This window comes from Halothermothrix orenii H 168, from assembly GCF_000020485.1.
Lineage (GTDB): Bacteria > Bacillota > Halanaerobiia > Halanaerobiales > Halothermotrichaceae > Halothermothrix > Halothermothrix orenii.
In genome coordinates this window covers 1,751,779-1,769,158 of record NC_011899.1, presented here as the reverse complement: position 1 = coordinate 1,769,158, position 17,380 = coordinate 1,751,779, and the positions used below count along the sequence as shown (strand labels likewise).

15 protein-coding genes are annotated in these 17,380 nt (G+C 40.8%); all 15 read left to right on the top strand.

Annotation, left to right across the window (positions count from 1 at the left end; translation table 11 throughout):
- The first annotated feature begins 130 nt into the window (after positions 1-130).
- The 15 genes from secA (at position 131) to HORE_RS08495 (ending at position 17,250) form a co-directional block, all read left to right on the top strand.
- On the top strand, positions 131-2,668 hold the full coding sequence (gene secA, locus HORE_RS08565; RefSeq protein WP_012636576.1) for a preprotein translocase subunit SecA: 2,538 nt from the start codon (positions 131-133) through the stop codon (positions 2,666-2,668).
- Between the two features lie 6 nt (positions 2,669-2,674).
- A protein-coding gene (gene prfB, locus HORE_RS08560) for a peptide chain release factor 2 (RefSeq protein WP_143710053.1) occupies positions 2,675-3,791 on the top strand; the annotation gives its coding sequence in 2 pieces (ribosomal slippage) (positions 2,675-2,740 and positions 2,742-3,791; 1,116 coding nt in all).
- A 15-nt stretch (positions 3,792-3,806) separates the two neighbouring features.
- On the top strand, positions 3,807-4,499 hold the full coding sequence (locus HORE_RS08555) for an LmeA family phospholipid-binding protein (RefSeq protein ID WP_012636574.1): 693 nt from the start codon (positions 3,807-3,809) through the stop codon (positions 4,497-4,499).
- Positions 4,487-6,448 (top strand): DUF5693 family protein, encoded by a 1,962-nt coding sequence (locus HORE_RS08550; protein WP_012636573.1) that lies wholly within the window; start codon positions 4,487-4,489, stop codon positions 6,446-6,448. Before HORE_RS08555 ends, HORE_RS08550 begins: the two co-directional genes overlap by 13 nt.
- Before the next feature lie 110 nt (positions 6,449-6,558).
- Entirely contained in the window at positions 6,559-7,680 is a 1,122-nt protein-coding gene (gene csaB, locus HORE_RS08545) for a polysaccharide pyruvyl transferase CsaB (protein WP_012636572.1), read from the top strand.
- Positions 7,664-8,410 carry a WecB/TagA/CpsF family glycosyltransferase gene (locus HORE_RS08540; protein WP_012636571.1) on the top strand — a complete coding sequence of 249 codons (747 nt, stop codon included), beginning with the start codon at positions 7,664-7,666 and terminating at the stop codon, positions 8,408-8,410. The genes csaB and HORE_RS08540 overlap by 17 nt, the downstream gene beginning before the upstream one ends.
- A gap of 176 nt (positions 8,411-8,586) precedes the next feature.
- Positions 8,587-9,447 carry a YitT family protein gene (locus tag HORE_RS08535; RefSeq protein ID WP_012636570.1) on the top strand — a complete coding sequence of 287 codons (861 nt, stop codon included), beginning with the start codon at positions 8,587-8,589 and terminating at the stop codon, positions 9,445-9,447.
- A gap of 141 nt (positions 9,448-9,588) precedes the next feature.
- Positions 9,589-10,239 (top strand): ATP-binding cassette domain-containing protein, encoded by a 651-nt coding sequence (locus tag HORE_RS08530; RefSeq protein ID WP_012636569.1) that lies wholly within the window; start codon positions 9,589-9,591, stop codon positions 10,237-10,239.
- A gap of 255 nt (positions 10,240-10,494) precedes the next feature.
- Entirely contained in the window at positions 10,495-10,824 is a 330-nt protein-coding gene (locus HORE_RS08525; protein ID WP_012636568.1) for a hypothetical protein, read from the top strand.
- 166 nt (positions 10,825-10,990) lie between these two features.
- Positions 10,991-12,130, top strand: coding sequence for a S41 family peptidase (locus tag HORE_RS08520; protein WP_012636567.1), 1,140 nt, complete (start codon positions 10,991-10,993; stop codon positions 12,128-12,130).
- Between the two features lie 34 nt (positions 12,131-12,164).
- On the top strand, positions 12,165-12,821 hold the full coding sequence (gene sdaAB, locus HORE_RS08515) for an L-serine ammonia-lyase, iron-sulfur-dependent subunit beta (protein ID WP_012636566.1): 657 nt from the start codon (positions 12,165-12,167) through the stop codon (positions 12,819-12,821).
- Between the two features lie 24 nt (positions 12,822-12,845).
- On the top strand, positions 12,846-13,712 hold the full coding sequence (gene sdaAA, locus HORE_RS08510) for an L-serine ammonia-lyase, iron-sulfur-dependent, subunit alpha (RefSeq protein ID WP_012636565.1): 867 nt from the start codon (positions 12,846-12,848) through the stop codon (positions 13,710-13,712).
- A gap of 110 nt (positions 13,713-13,822) precedes the next feature.
- The gene (locus HORE_RS08505; RefSeq protein ID WP_012636564.1) at positions 13,823-14,590 is read left to right on the top strand and encodes an IclR family transcriptional regulator; all 768 of its coding nucleotides are present in this window, start codon (positions 13,823-13,825) and stop codon (positions 14,588-14,590) included.
- A 63-nt stretch (positions 14,591-14,653) separates the two neighbouring features.
- Complete coding sequence (locus tag HORE_RS08500; RefSeq protein ID WP_427852753.1) at positions 14,654-15,751, top strand: class II glutamine amidotransferase; 1,098 nt, start codon at positions 14,654-14,656, stop codon at positions 15,749-15,751.
- Complete coding sequence (locus tag HORE_RS08495; protein ID WP_012636562.1) at positions 15,748-17,250, top strand: glutamate synthase-related protein; 1,503 nt, start codon at positions 15,748-15,750, stop codon at positions 17,248-17,250. Before HORE_RS08500 ends, HORE_RS08495 begins: the two co-directional genes overlap by 4 nt.
- Positions 17,251-17,380: the final 130 nt, after the last annotated feature.

Below are 17,380 nucleotides of genomic sequence, written 5' to 3'. Positions count from 1 at the left end.
AACCTGTAGATAAATCTCTTCATTGAGATTTGACAAAAATGGTGTTATAATAAAATCTAGAGAATTTTAAAATGTCAGGGAATTTTTACCCTGGCATTATTTTTAGGTTGAAAAAGAAAAGGTGGTCAAATTGTTAAAATTTATAAAAAATATCTTTAAAGATTCAAATACCCGGGAACTGGAAAAATTACAGCACATTGTTGATGAGATTAACAGTCTTGAACCCTATATGAAGAAGCTTTCAGATGAGCAATTGAGGGATAAAACCAGAGAATTTAAGGAACGGATTGTAAAAGGTGAAACCCTTGATGAATTATTACCGGAAGCCTTTGCTGTAGTCCGGGAAGCGGCCCAGAGGTCTACTTCAGAAAAATTCAGACACTATGATGTCCAGCTTATGGGTGGTATTGTGTTACACCAGGGTAAAATTGCCGAAATGAAAACCGGTGAGGGGAAAACCCTGGCTGCCACTTTGCCGGTATATCTCAATGCCCTGACCGGTAAAGGTGTTCATGTGGTTACTGTTAATGACTATCTTGCTAAAAGGGATAGTGAATGGATGGGACAAATATACCGGTTTTTAGGCCTGTCTGTTGGTGTTATTTTAAACGGGATGACTCCCCGGGAAAGAAAAAAGGCCTACCAGGCAGATGTAACCTATGGTTCCAATAATGAATTTGGGTTTGACTATCTCCGTGATAACCTGGCCTATAATCCTGATGATGTCGTACAGGGGGAACTACATTATGCCATTCTTGATGAAGTTGATAGTATTCTAATAGATGAAGCCAGGACCCCCCTTATTATTTCAGGGCCGGCTCAGGAGACAACTAAAGATTACCGGAAGTTTAACCGGATTATCCCCAGGCTTGTAAAAGGTAGGGACTATGAGGTTGATGAGAAAAACAGGACCGTCCATTTAACAGAAGAGGGCCTGGCCCGGGTGGAAAAAAAGTTAAATATCTCAAACCTCTATGATGATCAAAACTTCCAGCTTGCCCATCAGCTAAATCAGGCCTTAAAGGCCCATACCCTGATGAAAAAAGACCGGGATTATATTGTTAAAGATGGAGAAGTTAAAATTGTAGATGAATTTACCGGACGAATTATGGAAGGCAGGAGGTTTAGTGAAGGGCTCCACCAGGCCATAGAGGCTAAAGAGGGTGTTGCCGTCAATAAGGAAAGCCAGACGTTTGCCAGTATAACCTATCAGAATTTTTTCAGAATGTATGATAAACTGGCCGGTATGACCGGTACGGCAGCCACTGAAGAAGAAGAGTTTATTAAAATCTATGGCATGGAAGTTGTCCAGATACCTACCAATAAACCAATGATCAGGGAGGACCTTCCTGATGTTGTATTCAGGACCGAGGAGGCCAAGTTTAAAGCTGTTGCTGAAGAAGTAGCCCTTAAATATAAAAAAGGACAACCGGTCCTGGTCGGTACTGTTGATATCGAAAAATCGGAAAAGTTAAGTAGAATGCTGAAGAGAAAAGGTATTCCCCACCAGGTCCTGAATGCCAAGAACCATGAAAAGGAAGCAGAAATTATTAAAAAGGCCGGTCAAAAGAATAGTGTTACCATTTCTACAAATATGGCCGGGCGTGGTACGGATATTGTGCTCGGTGAAGGTGTAAAAGAATTGGGAGGACTCCATGTCATCGGAACCGAAAGACATGAAAGCCGCCGTATCGATAACCAGTTGCGGGGGCGTTCCGGAAGGCAGGGAGATCCCGGTTCATCCCAGTTTTTCGTATCACTGGAGGATGACCTCCTGAGATTGTTTGGCTCTGATAATATAAGTATGTTAATGGACCGGATGGGATTTGATGATGACCAGCCCATTGAGCATAAAATGATAACAAGATCCCTGGAAAGGGCCCAGAAAAAGGTCGAAGGAAGAAATTTCGAAATACGTAAGACCATCCTTGAATATGATAATATTATGAATAAACAGCGGGAAATAATCTATGAGCAGAGGAAGAAAATCCTCTTTGCATCTGACCTCAAGGAGTATATAATGGGTATGATAGAAATGCTGGTTGATGATATTATGGATACCTATCTTTCCAGTGAGGTCCATCCCGATGACTGGGATATAGACGGTCTGATTAAATACCTGTCTGAATTTAATCTGGTCAATATTAATGAAGAGGACTTCAAGGATAAGGATCGGGAAAAAATAAGAGAAGAATTAATTAAAATTGCCACAAAAACCTATGAAGAAAAAGAAGCTGAGATAGGTAAGGAGTCCATGCAAAAGCTGATCAAGAACCTGGCCCTCAGAATCATTGACCGGAACTGGATGAATCACCTGGATAATATGGATGAATTGAGACAGGGTATTGGTTTAAGGGCATATGGCCAGCGGGACCCGTTAACAGAATATAAATTTGAATCCTATGATATGTTTAATGGTATGACGGGAACTATCAGGGAAGAGATAATTAAAAACTTATTCCGGATTGAAGTAAAGGAACGGGAAATAAATTTAGATCCCATTATGTTAAAGAGGTTGAAATACCGCCGTAACTTTTTATCAAACCGGGCAAACAGGCCCCAAAAGAAGGCTAAAAGACAGCCCATTGTAAAACCTGATAAACCTGGGAGAAATGATCCCTGCCCCTGTGGTAGTGGCAAAAAGTATAAACACTGTTGTGGGAGGTAATAAAATATGTTAAAAGATATGAACTATACCCAGAAACTGGAGAACCTGTCCCGGAGGATTTCAGATTTGAGGGATTACCTTTGACTGGGATAATCTCCTTAAATTAAGAGAAAAACTCAATAAAAAAATGTCAGACCCCGGGTTATGGGATGATAATAAGAAGGCCCGGGAAATTACCAGAAAATCCAAGGTGGTTAAAGACAGGATTAAATCCCTGAAAAAACTGGATGAGCTCAGGGAAGAAGCAGAGGTTATGATTGAACTGGCCGAAGAGGATGAAACCAACAGGGAGCTCTGGAGTGAAGTTGAGGATTATATTAACTCCCTGGAAGAAAAGATCGATAAGATGGAATTGAAATTCAGACTGAATGGGGAATATGATGATTGTAATGCTATATTGTCCATTCACCCCGGAGCCGGTGGGACTGAATCCCAGGACTGGGCAGATATGTTATTGCGGATGTATGTTCGCTGGGCAGAAAGCCATGGCTATAAGGTAGAAACCCTTGATTACCTGCCCGGTGATGAAGCCGGTATTAAGAGGGTAACCCTTCTGATTTCCGGTGAATATAGTTATGGTTATCTAAAAGGTGAAAAGGGTGTTCACCGACTGGTAAGGATTTCTCCCTTTGATTCTTCAGGGAGAAGGCATACATCCTTTGCTTCAGTTAATGTTATTCCTGAAATTGATGATGATATTGAGGTTGATATAGATACCGGTGATTTGAAAATAGAGACATACCGGGCCAGTGGGGCCGGTGGCCAGCATGTCAATAAGACAGATTCAGCTGTAAGGATTACCCATATACCGACCGGTATTGTAGTCCAGTGTCAGAATGAACGTTCCCAGCATAAAAACAAGAAAATGGCCATGATGATTTTAAAGGCCCGGCTACTGGAATTAAAGAAAGAGGCCCGGGCTGAGAAAATAGAAGAGCTGAGGGGAGAAAATAAAGAGATTGCCTGGGGTAACCAGATCCGGTCTTATGTTTTCCACCCCTACAATCTCATAAAGGATCACAGGACCGGTCTGGAGGAAGGTAATGTCCAGAAGGTGATGGATGGTTATATTGATGAGTTTATTGAGGCCTATCTGAAGACGGGTAATAAAGGCAGGGAATAATGAAGGGAGCTGGATATGAGGAGAAGAGGGTATTTTCTTGAAACATTGATTTTTCTGCTGGTTTTACTGGTGGTAACCCAGGTATTCTTGCCCGGGCTTGCTGAGAAAAAGATTAAGGAAGCCTTTAAACAGCGGGTTGATGGAGTTGAAAGCCTCAGGGTCAACCTCGGGGCTTTTCCTGCCCTTAAGCTGGTTATTAAACGGGCAGACTGGGTTGAAGTCAGGGGTACCAATCTCATAGTTAACAACCTTCCGGTCACATCATTTAAAAGCTATATTGAAGATGTCAGGGTAACTGACGGTGAAATCAGGGGTAGTAATACTGATTTAAATATAAAAATTACTGAGGAAGATATTAATAAATTTATTCAAAAGAACTATCCTTCACTCAATAATTTTACCATTAAACTCCTACCTGGCCAGGTATTTATGTCTGGTAAGGTGGGATTTATAAATATTAAGCTGACCGGTAAGTTTCAGGTTGCAAAGGTAAACCGGGTTAGTTTTGTACCGACCGGTATCCAGATTGAGGAACTTCAGCTTTCCTCTGAAGCCATTGCCGAGGTTATAAATGATAAAGAGTTTTCCTTTGATTTCAGGGGACTGGGGTTACCGGTTAAAGTGGAAGAGGTTTTAATTAAATCTGGTGAAGTAGAAATTAACGGTGGTAAATCGGTGAGAAAGGCGGTATCCTCATGGAAGGATTAAAAAAATACCAGAAAATGATGTTTGTATTTTTGGCGGTAATAGTTATTATTACCCTGATAAGTTCGGGAGAACGTTATCGTGTCGAAAGAAATAATACCGGGGTTGATTTGATTATTGATTATAAAAGTCTGCAATCACTGGTTGATATCAGGGAGAGTGAAGGAATTCAATTCTTTAATGAACTAAAATCAGCCGGGCTTAATGGGGTTGCTGTCTATGAAAATAATGTGGAGACCTTAATAACAGAAGGGAAAGCACACTTACTTACCGGTGAAGATATTGACAGGTTAAAGTTTGTCACCGGGAATGTCACCCCTGTTATTGAATATATTGGAAAAAATTATGACCTCAAAGGGGGAGCCGTTTTAATATCAGATGATAACGGAGTTATTGATAAACTGAAAACTTTAGCAGGTGACTGGAAAGAGCGGTACAACACTTCCTATAACAAAATTAATGGACAGGCAGTTATCTATTTTCCTGACTGGAAAGACAGTTATCTAAATCTGAGTGTCGGCTTTGACCGAAATATGGTTTCGGTATTGGAGGGAATGAACTTAAAGGTTATTCCCCGGGTCAGTAATAACTTACCACTGGAAAAGAGTATTCCTGCCTGGTTAAATCCCGATTATATTATATTTGAGGGTCAGGAAGTAACCGGTTATCCCGGTGACCTGGACAATACAGTCTCTTTTATGCAAGAGGAGAACATAAAGTTTGGGATGATAGAACCCTTTATTGCCTATCAAAAGGGGGCTGTAGACCTGGCCCACAGGCTTAATTATGATGTCATCAGGGTTCACAGTATCCAGCAGGAGGAAATGGCTAAATATTCACTGAATAAGGTTGTTAATCGATATTTGAGGGCAGTCAGGGAAAGAAATGTCAGGATATTGTACTTAAAACCGGTTATCAAAGAGTCTGTCCCAGAGAAAGACCTCTTACAGGTTAACAGGCTTTTTATCAAGACTCTGTCAGCAAAACTGGTTAAGAGTGGTTATCAACCCGGGAAAGCAACTCCCTTTAACCATTTTAAAACCTCGAGGCCATTACTTATTTTAACCGGTATCGGTGTTATTCTGGGATTTATCCTTCTCTTAACATATCTTTTTCCCCACCTGGATATCAAACTCATCCTGTATTCAGGAATAATTATGGTAGGCGGGGACTTAATATTAACATTTTTGCTTCCAGAAACCCTGTTCCGTCAGCTGCTGGCCCTGGGAGCCAGTATAGTTTTCCCTGTCCTGGCTGTAATTAGCCAGCTACTGGCCGGAGACTCGTCTCAAAATTTAATGGTAAGATACGTAAAAACAACCTGCATTACTTTAATCGGAGCTCTATTTGTGGTAACCAGTCTTGCCCGGACCAGTTTTCTTTTGAAGGTAGACCAATTTAGAGGGGTTAAAATTAGCTTTTTATTACCGTTGTTAATTATTGTTTATTATTATATCCGTGAATATATTTATGGAGATAAAAAATTAAACTGGATGACAGAAATTGCTAATATAATGGATAAAAATATTAAAGTAAAACATATCTTTTATACTGGTCTACTGGTATTGGGGGGGCTGGTTTATATCGGACGGACCGGAAATTACCCTTTTTTACCGGTCCCGCCCTGGGAGCTTATACTCCGGGAGAGACTGGAGAAACTCCTTTATGTTAGACCTCGCTTTAAGGAGTTTTTAATCGGACATCCCTTTTTATATCTCGGTCTCTTTTTAAAAAACAGGGTTAAACCCGGAGTTATGTACTTAATCATTGTCGTACTGGCCAGTATCGGTCAGGTAACGGTTATCAATACTTTTGGCCATACCCATACTCCTTTAATAATATCTTTAATACGGGTTGTTCATGGATTATGGCTCGGTTTGCTGATAGGAATTATATTAGCAATAGCCTGTAAGTGGGTGTATAATAAATTTATCAGACCCTTTCATAACTAATTTTAAATGGGGTCTTAAAACAGGACTGAAAAAATTAATTTTTATGGTTAATTATTGTAAACAAGCTTTTTATTATGAAATTGTTAAATTTAAAAACAGGGGTAATCACAATGAGTAAAATTATAATATCAGGGTATTATGGTTTTGAAAATACAGGTGATGAAGCCATACTACTGGGGATAATCAGCAATATAAGAGCAGTGAATAAACCGGTTGATATCTGTGTTCTGTCCCGGAGGCCGGAGATTACTGCTTCAAGGTATGGGGTCAGGGCTATAAATAGAAATAATTTCAGGGCCATAATCCAGGAGATTAAAAGGTGTGACCTCTTTCTTAGCGGTGGAGGAAGCCTGCTCCAGGATATTACCGGATGGAAAAGTATTCCCTATTATCTGGGACTCGTTTTAATAGCCCAGCTTATGGGTAAAAAGACCGCCTTTTATGCCCAGGGAATCGGTCCGGTCCGGGGAACCCTGGGTCGGTTATTAATAAAATTTGTTGGTAACAGAACTGATTTAATAACAGTCCGGGACGAGGCTTCAAAAGAACTTCTTGTGGAACTGGGGGTGGACCAGCCTAAAATTAAAATAACGGTTGACCCTGTTTTTGGTCTGGCAGGGAAGGCGGGTTATATAGGGAAAATCAACAAAAACAGTCAGCTGGATAATATTATAAATAAGGATAAACCGGTTATCGGGGTTTCGGTCAGGCCCTGGGGAGATAGTGAATATATTAAAAACCTGGCTTCAGGACTTAATTATCTATCAGATTTAAGCGGAGGCCAGTTCCTGATAATACCCATGCATTATTATCAGGATAAAGAGATCAGTTATCAATTAAAAAAACTCCTGGATAGACCTGCAGTAGTTCTGGAGAAACAATATACCCCCGCCGGGATGTTATCACTTTTTTCATACCTGGACCTGCTGGTAGGTGTCAGACTCCATTCCCTGATTTTTGCTGCTTTAAACAGTATTCCCTTTCTGGGGATAAGCTATGACCCCAAGGTTGATAACTTTATTAATATGGTGAGGGAAAACTATGTAATTGATATAGAAGACCCCGGGGTAGATTTACTGAAAGATACATTCAATAGATTATGGTCAGACCGGGAAGCATTTTCAAAACGACTTGATAACAGACTGAAAGAATACAGGGAAGTAGCCCTTCAGAATGCTGAGCTTGCCCTTAATTTAATAGAGGGTGGTTATAACCATGGTAACAGGAAATAGGGTAGATATTCTCGGGATAAAGGTTGATAATGTTTCTATGGGAGAAGCCATAAGTAAAGTTGTCAAGTATATTGAGGAAGGGGGCCGTTGCCGCTTAATTGTAACTCCCAATTCTGAGATTATTGTCAGGGCCCGGCGGGATTCAAACCTGGCCCATATTCTTAACATGGCTGATTTAACAATTCCCGATGGAGCCGGAGTGGTCCTGGCTTCCCGCCTGATAAAGCCGGCCTTAAAAGAAAGGGTTGCTGGCTTTGATCTTATGAAGGAATTACTTAAAGAGGCTGCGTCAAAAGGTTTAAAGGTCTTTTTCCTCGGTGGTAAACAGGAGGTTATTAAAAAGGCTGTTGCTAATATAGAAAAAAAATACCCCGGCCTTAAAATAAGCGGGTATCATCATGGTTATCTTAATAAAGAGCTGGAGAATAAGGTTATAGGGGAGATTAATACCCTTAAGCCACATCTCATTTTTGTCGGGATGGGTGTTCCCCGCCAGGAGGAATTCCTCTATAATAATTTAACAGAATTAAAGGCAGGGGTTGCCATGACAGTCGGAGGTTCTTTTGATATACTGGCCGGTAATTTGAAGAGGGCTCCCCGGTGGATGCAGAAAAATCATCTGGAGTGGTTGTATAGACTAAGGCAGGAACCAAAACGCATTATTAGAATGATGGCTCTTCCCCGGTTTGTATATCTGGTCTTTAAAAAGTATTTAAAAGACAGGTTATAAAATAAATTAAAAAATGGTCTAAATAGTTATTTCTATTCAGTGATTAAAATAGCTTCTAATTTTTTCAGTCTAAATGTAATTTAATGTAATAATGTTACTGTAATAGTTTTTCTGGTGAAAATGGAATAAATTTATAAAATAAGTCTATAAGACCATAACAGGGGTGGTGTAATATCGTGAAAACAAAGCTAAAACTCAGTAAGAAACAGCTTTTTATTGATTATCTGGGAATAACGATGGGCTCCATCTTAACTGCCCTCGGGTTAACCTTATTTTTAATTCCCAATAAAATTGCTGCCGGTGGTGTCAGTGGACTGGCTACAGTAATATATTATCTCTTTGATTTACCGGTAGGTATAACCATGTTATTAATAAATATTCCTTTATTTATAACAGGGATAAAGGTTCTCGGGGCTTCCTTTGGGGCCAGAACAGTCTATGGAATTATAACCTTATCTATCTTTACTGACCTGTTTCAGCCCCTGGTACCTGCTCTTACCAATAATCTGTTACTATCTGCTATATACGGTGGTGTCCTGGGTGGCCTCGGTCTGGGATTGGTATTCCGCTTTAAAGGAACCACCGGTGGTACTGATATGGTGGCCCGCTTGATAAATCATTATACCGGAATGAGTATGGGACAGGGTTTGTTACTGGCTGATGGTTTTGTAGTTGCTCTGGCCGGGATATTTTTTAATGTAGAAGTAGCTCTATATGCGACCCTGACGATTTTTATTAACAGTAAAACCATAGACCTTGTTCAGGAAGGTCTTGATATCAGTAAAGTAGCTTTAATAATATCCCGTCATTCTCTAAAGATTAAGGATGAAGTTCTGTCATCCCTGGAACGGGGTGTAACTGGCCTAAAAGGTTACGGGGGATATACCGGTGAAGACAAAGATGTTCTTTTGTGTATAATATCACGGTCAGAAGTAACCAAATTGAAGAGACTGGTATATAACATTGATCCTGAAGCCTTTGTTATAATTACCAATGCCCATGAAGTACTGGGTGAGGGTTTTAAAGAAGCGGATTAATATATATTTTATAATATAATACTATAGAGGAAGGAAAACCCACAGGTAGATTAAATTACCTGTGGGCATTTTTTATATAATAGCTTTAGATTAAGTATACTATTTAGTGCCGATAAAAATCCCATTTGAAAGGGGATATAAATGATAATTTTTAATCAGGTCTTTAAGAAAGTAAAAGACACTCAAATTGAGAATTTATCATTTAACATAAACCACGGGGATTTTGTTTTAATAAAAGCAAATAATGATCGGATATTAAAACTGTTGAGAGATTTGTTGACAGGGAAGGTTGCACCAGATAAAGGGATGATAAGGTGGTTTAATAGCTCATATTATTCAACTTCTGTTAAAAGGGAGAATCTGGGGGTAGTTTATAAGGATAATATATTATTACCCCGCCGAACCCTGTTAGAAAACCTCAGGTATATTATGACCGTCAAGGGTGTTTCTCCTAAATTTGTTAAACCGCGGATCAAAAAATTACTCCAGATTGTTGACATTTATGATAAATCTAACCTGACACCAGATGAATTGCTGGACCATCAATTGGTCAGGGCCAATGTTGCTCAGGCCCTTGTTAATTATCCCTCCATGTTGTTACTTGAAGACCCGACCAGAGACCTTGATGAGGTCAATGCAAAGGGAATTACCCACCTGATGGAGGATATAAATAGACTGTCAACGACCATCATCTGGCTAACCAGTGACAACATAATAATGGATAATAGAAAAAAATTAATAGATATAAATAATGGGAAAATTAATATTCCCGGGAAGGGATCCTATGCTTAAAACATTTTTCTTTGCCTGCCGGGAAGCATGCCGTAATCTGATCCTGAACCTGAATCAGAGTATTATGTTTTTTTTAAATTCCTTTTTACTGCAGTTTATGCTCGGGCTAAGTTATATCACCATAATAAATCTAAACTACCTGTCCTCAACTATTTCAACACCTTCTCTTCTGAGACTTCAATTACTCCACCTGGTTCCTCTTATGGGCAATATTGGTAAATTAAGGATTTTCAGACGATACTGTTTATTCTCTTTGTGTTTTTTTATATCTATGTCAATGATAGATACCTTGAAAATATAAGGGATTCTTATCAGGATGAAATACAGCTTGTAAAAAAACTTAAAGGAAAAAAGCAATTATACCAGTTACCTTTACTCTACACCCTCACTTTAATTAATATTCTGGCCCTGGTAATGGTAACAATTTCCCTGCAGGGTTTTTACTATTCCTTATATGGTTTTTTGGTGACCAGTTATTCAGGATTGCCTTTACTTCATTACAGCTTTTTCAATATTTCCCTGTTTTTAGAACTGTTTTCTATCGGGGTAGGGACCGGGGTAATATTAACCTACCTGAAGGTATAATAAACTATGATAAAGGCCGGGGCAAGTTTAATAACCGGTTAATTTATAAAATATGAAATTATTGCATTTATAAATCCTTTTCTAAAGGCAGGAAAAAAGGGGGTGGGTCTTGAAAATAATTATGAAGGAGAAAATATAAATTACATAAGGAGTAGGTGAGGTAACATTGAAAAAGTATCTTAATACAGTGTTGGTTCTGGTAATATTATTATTTACCATAAATTTTTCTGCTTTTGCTGAGGAGGAATATACATCCATAGATGCCTTTCAGGATGTTATTTATCTAATAAAAAATTATTATGTTGAAGATGTCAAGCTGGATAAGCTGATGCGGGGTGCTATCAAGGGAATGGTGGATTCTCTGGATCCGTATTCCGGGTATTTGACCCCTGAGGAATATGAGGACATGCAGTTTGAATTTGAAGGCCATTATGGTGGTATTGGTATAGTAATCAGCACCTATGATGACAAGTTAACTGTGGTTCAGCCTTTCAAAAACACTCCTGGTGATAAAGCTGGCTTAAAATCAGGTGACATCATTGTTGCCATTGATGGAAAACCAACTAAAGATATGCCCCAGGAGAAAGCTGTAAACCTTATGCGGGGCAAACCCGGTACCAGAGTTATCCTAACTATAAAACGGGAAAATAAAAAAGAACTCTTTGATGTTGAAATTATCAGGGCTGATATAGAGATTCCATATGTAGAATGGGAAATGAAAGATGATAAGATTGGCTATATTGTGATTCATCAGTTTGTTGAGAATACAGGTCAGAAAGTTAGAAGGGGTTTACTGGAGCTGATGTCAAAAGGGGCGAAAGGAGTAATCCTCGATTTACGTAATAATCCTGGAGGATTGTTAACAGAAGCTATAACAGTTACCAGTAATTTTGTTGAAAATGGAGAAGTAGTCTCCATAAAGCAGAGAAACGGCCAGGAGAAGAGTTTTAAAGTCGAATCTAACATTTCCAGTATAGATTTACCCCTTGTGGTTCTGGTTAATGGATATAGTGCCAGTGCCTCTGAAATTGTGGCCGGTGCTATTCAGGATCATAACCGGGGAACAGTAATGGGAACGACAACCTATGGCAAGGGAACGGTTCAAACGGTAATACCCCTTGATGACGGTTCGGCTCTCCGCCTGACTACAGCCAATTATTTTACACCTGAGGGAAGGTATATCCATGAAAAGGGGATTAAACCAGACATTACTGTCGAGTATGATTCTGAAAGTAAAGTTGATAACCAGCTGGAAAAGGCTATCAAATATATTAAATCCCTGGTGTCGGAAAGGATGGCCAGTTAAGGATAACTAATTAATTTATCAGGAGGGGAAATTATTGGGTGTATTTGATATAATGGGTCCTGTAATGATTGGCCCTTCAAGTTCCCATACTGCAGGTGCTGCCAAAATAGGCCGCCTGGCCAGGCTTCTTTTCAGGGATAAAATAGAGCAGGCCAGGATTTATTTCCACGGTTCCTTTGCTGAGACCTACCACGGCCATGGTACCGATAAAGCAGTGGTCGGGGGGTTGCTGGGTTATAAAGTGGATGATACCAGGATAAAAAAATCCCTCGAGATAGCCCGACAGAATGGTATTGATGTTAAATTTTATTCAATAAAAATGAAAGATGTTCATCCCAATACAGTTTTAATAAAATTGAAAAAAGGGGATAAAGAATTGGAGGTAACTGGTTCATCCATCGGTGGGGGAAATATAGTGGTTCATAATATAGATGGTTATGAAGTTAATATCAGGGGTAATTATCCAACCCTCTGGGTCCTTCACCGGGATAAACCCGGGGAAGTGGGGATTATTACTTCAATTCTCGGTTGCTATAAATTAAATATTGCTTTTATGAGGGTTTTCAGGAAGAAAAGAGGGACGATAGGTTCCAGTATTATTGAGCTTGACCAGGATGTGGATGAGGATATTATTGATCATTTACAGGGGATGAAAGATATCTTAAAAGTAAGGTATATACCCCCTTTATAAAACCCTCTTGAAAGGTGGTCTATAATGGAGTATTCTACTATCAAAGACTTAATAGACCTGGCTTTTGATCTTGATACCACCATTTCGGAGGTTGTCATCAGGACGGAAATGGAGGATTCAGAGAGATCAAAGATATCTATTGAAAAACAGATGATGCATAACCTTGAGGTTATGAAAAACTCCATCAATGAAGGACGAAAAGGTATTATTAGATCAACGAGTGGAGTTATTGGCGGTGAATCTCACCGGTTAGTGGGGTACAGTGGCCCCCTGAGCGGGGGGTTATATCATGAAGTTATTATTAATGCCCTGGCAGTTTCGGAAGTTAATGCCGGTATGGGCAAGATTGTGGCCTGCCCCACCGCCGGTTCCAGTGGTGTTATTCCTGCGGTAGTGATATCGGTCGGCCAGGAATATGACCTTTCTGATAAAAAAATATGTAAAAGCCTCTTTACTGCAGCAGGTCTGGGGGAAATAGTTGCTAAAAAAGCTACCCTGGCCGGTGCAGCCGGTGGCTGTCAGGCCGAGTGTGGTGTGGCAGCAGCCATGGCAGCCGGGGCTGTTGTCGAACTACTGGGTGGAAATCCGGAAATGGTCGGCCATGGGTTTGCTCTGGCCCTGAAAAACTTACTGGGCCTTGCCTGTGATCCTGTGGCTGGACTGGTTGAAGTTCCCTGTGTTAAAAGAAATGGTTTTGCCGCTACCCATGCCCTTACTGCGGCCAGTATGGCCCTGGCCGGTATTGAAAGTGTTATCCCTCCTGATGAAGTAATTGAAGCCATGATTGATATCGGTAATCTTTTACCCCAGTTCCTTAAGGAAACATCACAGGCCGGGCTGGCTACAACCCCGACCGGGCTCAGAATTAAAAAAAGAATTGACAGGAAGTAGGATTCAGGTTATAATTAAAAAAATACTGCCTTATGGTAGTATTTTTTTACCCGATTTTAGTTTCATATAACGAAAAATCATTTTACATAATGAAAAAAGGGGTGATTTTTTTGAATAGAGGTACTGTAGTCCGTTCCGTGGTAAAAGCCGTTAAAATATATGAAGAACTGGTTAAAGCGGGTAGCCCTTTGCCCCTCAGCACCCTGAGCAAGAGGGTGGGGATAAATATCAGTACTGTCCACAGGCTGGTAAATACCCTGGTTGATATGGGGTATGTTGAACAGGATGAAGACGGAAATTATGGCCTCGGGCTCCATTCGTTTGAAATGGCCAATATTATTACCCGTAAATTTGATATTAAAAAACTGGTAAGACCCTATTTAAAAGAAATTGTCGAAAGCTGTAATGAGACCTGTAATCTGGTAGTGATGGAGAATTATGAAGTGGTTTATTTAGACCAGGTTGAATCTACCAATATGGTCAGGATGTTTGCCAGTGTAGGGAGTAGAGGGCCAGCCTACTGTACCGGTTCTGGCAAAGCATTGCTGGCCTATCTGGATGAAGATGAAATTGATTACTATCTCAAAGTAACTGACTTTAAAAGGTATACTGATAATACCATTACTGAACCCGATGAATTAAAAAAAGAACTGGCTAATATAAGAGAACAGGGTTATGCCCTTGATCTCGAGGAGATGGAGCTGGGGGTAAGATGTGTGGCCGCTCCCTTTTTTGGTGGTGATGGTGATAAGCTTCTGGGGGCTATCAGTGTTTCCGGGCCCTGTACCCGGATAACAATGGATTATCTGGAAGATGTCCTGATCCCTCTGGTAACCGAAAAAGCAGGGCAACTTACTGAAAAACTTACCGTTGCTTAAACCAGGAGTTCAATTTTTAATGGTCTCCTTTTAGAAAATACTGCAGGTGAGGTGATTAAAATGATGCAGGGAAGTCAACCCGGAGAAAAAATAATGTCAGGTTGTGCCATCAGTGGCATTCTTAACAGAAAAGGTCATCGCTTTGATGGTAGTGATATTATAAAATCCATCGCCCTGATGCATGAGAGGTCCAACGGAATGGGTGGGGGGTTTGCGGCATATGGAATCTATCCCCGACATAAAGATGAATATGCCTTTCATATGTTTTATGATGACCTGGAGGCAAAAGAAGATGTGGAATATTTTTTGAATCGGCATTTCAGTGTATCTGCTTCTGAAGAAATCCCTACCCGGAAGACGAAAAATATAACTAATGCCCCGATAATCTGGCGGTATTTCGTTAAACCCGACATTCAGAAACTGAGGACTTCAGAACTCAACACTGATGAATATGTAGTCCGGTGTGTTATGAGGATAAATGATGAAATACAGGGGGCCTTTGTTGTCTCCAGTGGTAAGAATATGGGGGTCTTTAAAGGGGTGGGATATCCAGAGGATATTGGTGAATTTTATCGCCTTGATGAATATAAGGCCTATCTCTGGACAGCCCATGGCCGTTTTCCAACCAATACTCCAGGCTGGTGGGGAGGGGCTCATCCCTTTACTTTACTGGACTGGTCTATTGTCCATAATGGGGAGATTTCTTCATATGGAGCCAACCAGCGCTATATTGAAATGTTTGGTTATAAATGTACCATGATGACCGATACCGAGGTTATTACCTATTTGTTTGATCTCCTTTTAAGAAAACATAAACTTCCCCTTGAGATAGCTGTTAAAGCCCTGGCGGCTCCACTATGGGATGAGATAGAGAAAATGGATGATAAAGAACAAAAACTCCTGAAAGCAGTTAGATTGATTTACGGTAATGCCCTCCTGAATGGTCCTTTTTCAATAATACTGGGTCATAAAAATGGGTTTCTGGCCCTCAATGACCGCATAAAATTAAGGCCACTGGTAGTGGCTGAGGATCAGGAGCGTATTTTCGTTGCCAGTGAAGAATCTGCCATCAGGGAAATTTGTCCTCAACCAGATACAGTCTGGACACCCCGGGGAGGAGAACCGGTTATAGCACTAATGGAAGGAGGAGATGAGGAATGAGTTCAAGCCATCGCAATCCAGAGTTTATTATTGAAAGGGATTATGAAAAGTGTATAAACTGCCGCCTCTGTGAACGACAGTGTGCCTATGAAGTCCATTATTATGATGAAGACCAGGATAAAATGATGGCCCGTAACCGTAACTGTGTTAACTGTCACCGCTGTGTAAGTTTATGTCCCACTGATGCCCTTGGAATCAAAAAATATCCCCTTCAGTTCCGGGAGAATTATAACTGGACTTCCGAAATGATAAATAATATTTATAAACAGGCTGAAACAGGTGGGGTCCTTCTTAGCGGTATGGGGAGTCCGGCCCCTAAGAAAATATACTGGGACCACATTCTATTAAACGCAAGCCAGGTTACAAATCCTTCCATAGATCCCTTAAGAGAACCGATGGAATTAAAAACTTTCCTGGGACGTAAACCTGATAAACTTACCATTACCGGGGAAGGTGAGCTGGAAAAGTTACCTCCCCAGTTAGAACTTGAAACCCCGATTATGTTTTCAGCCATGTCTTTTGGTTCTATCAGTTTAAATGCCTGTAAATCTCTTGCCAGGGCGGCTTCTGAACTGGGCATTATGTATAATACCGGTGAAGGGGGGCTTCACCGGGAACTGTATCAGTATGGTAATAATACTATAGTGCAGGTGGCTTCGGGGCGGTTTGGGGTCCATAAGGAGTATCTCGAGGCCGGAGCTGCTATAGAAATAAAGATAGGCCAGGGAGCCAAGCCGGGAATTGGTGGACACCTTCCCGGGGAAAAGGTGGGGGATGAGGTATCCAGAACCAGGATGATTCCCCCGGGTACAGATGCCCTGTCTCCTGCTCCCCATCATGATATCTATTCTATTGAAGACCTACGCCAGCTGATTTACGCCCTGAAGGAAGCGACTGATTATAAAAAGCCAGTTTCGGTCAAGATTTCAGCTGTGCATAATGTTGCGGCTATTGCATCCGGTCTTGCCACTGCTGGAGCTGATATTATTGCTATAGATGGTTTCCGGGGGGGAACCGGGGCCGCTCCTACCATGATCAGGGATAATGTCGGTATTCCCGTAGAGCTGGCCCTGGCAGCGGTCGATACCCGCTTGCGGCAGGAGGGTTTGCGTAATCGGGTTTCCCTGGTGGTCGGGGGGAGTATAAGAAACAGTGCCGATGTAGTTAAAGCAATTGCTCTGGGGGCTGACGCTGTTTATATCGGTTCAGCTGCCCTGATAGCCCTGGGATGCCATATGTGTCAGAAGTGTTATACAGGTAAATGCAACTGGGGGATAGCAACCCAGCGTCTGGACCTTGTCAACAGGTTGAACCCGGAAAAAGGGGTTGAAAGGGTTAAAAACCTGATCAGGGCCTGGTCCCATGAAATAAAAGAGATGCTCGGTGGTATGGGTATCAATGCTATTGAAAGCCTCAGGGGAAACAGGCTCATGTTGCGGGGAATGGGGTTGAATAGTGAAGAACTTAAAATTCTGGGAATCAAACATGCCGGACAGTAGATGAGAGGTTTAAGTACTAAATATTAGTTAACCAGGGTCTTTCAAAATTTTTTGTGTCAAAAACTGGACGTTGCCCCATTTTAGACCCGTTAAAAAACCAGTTATCATCAATTTTTAATTATAAAATTAG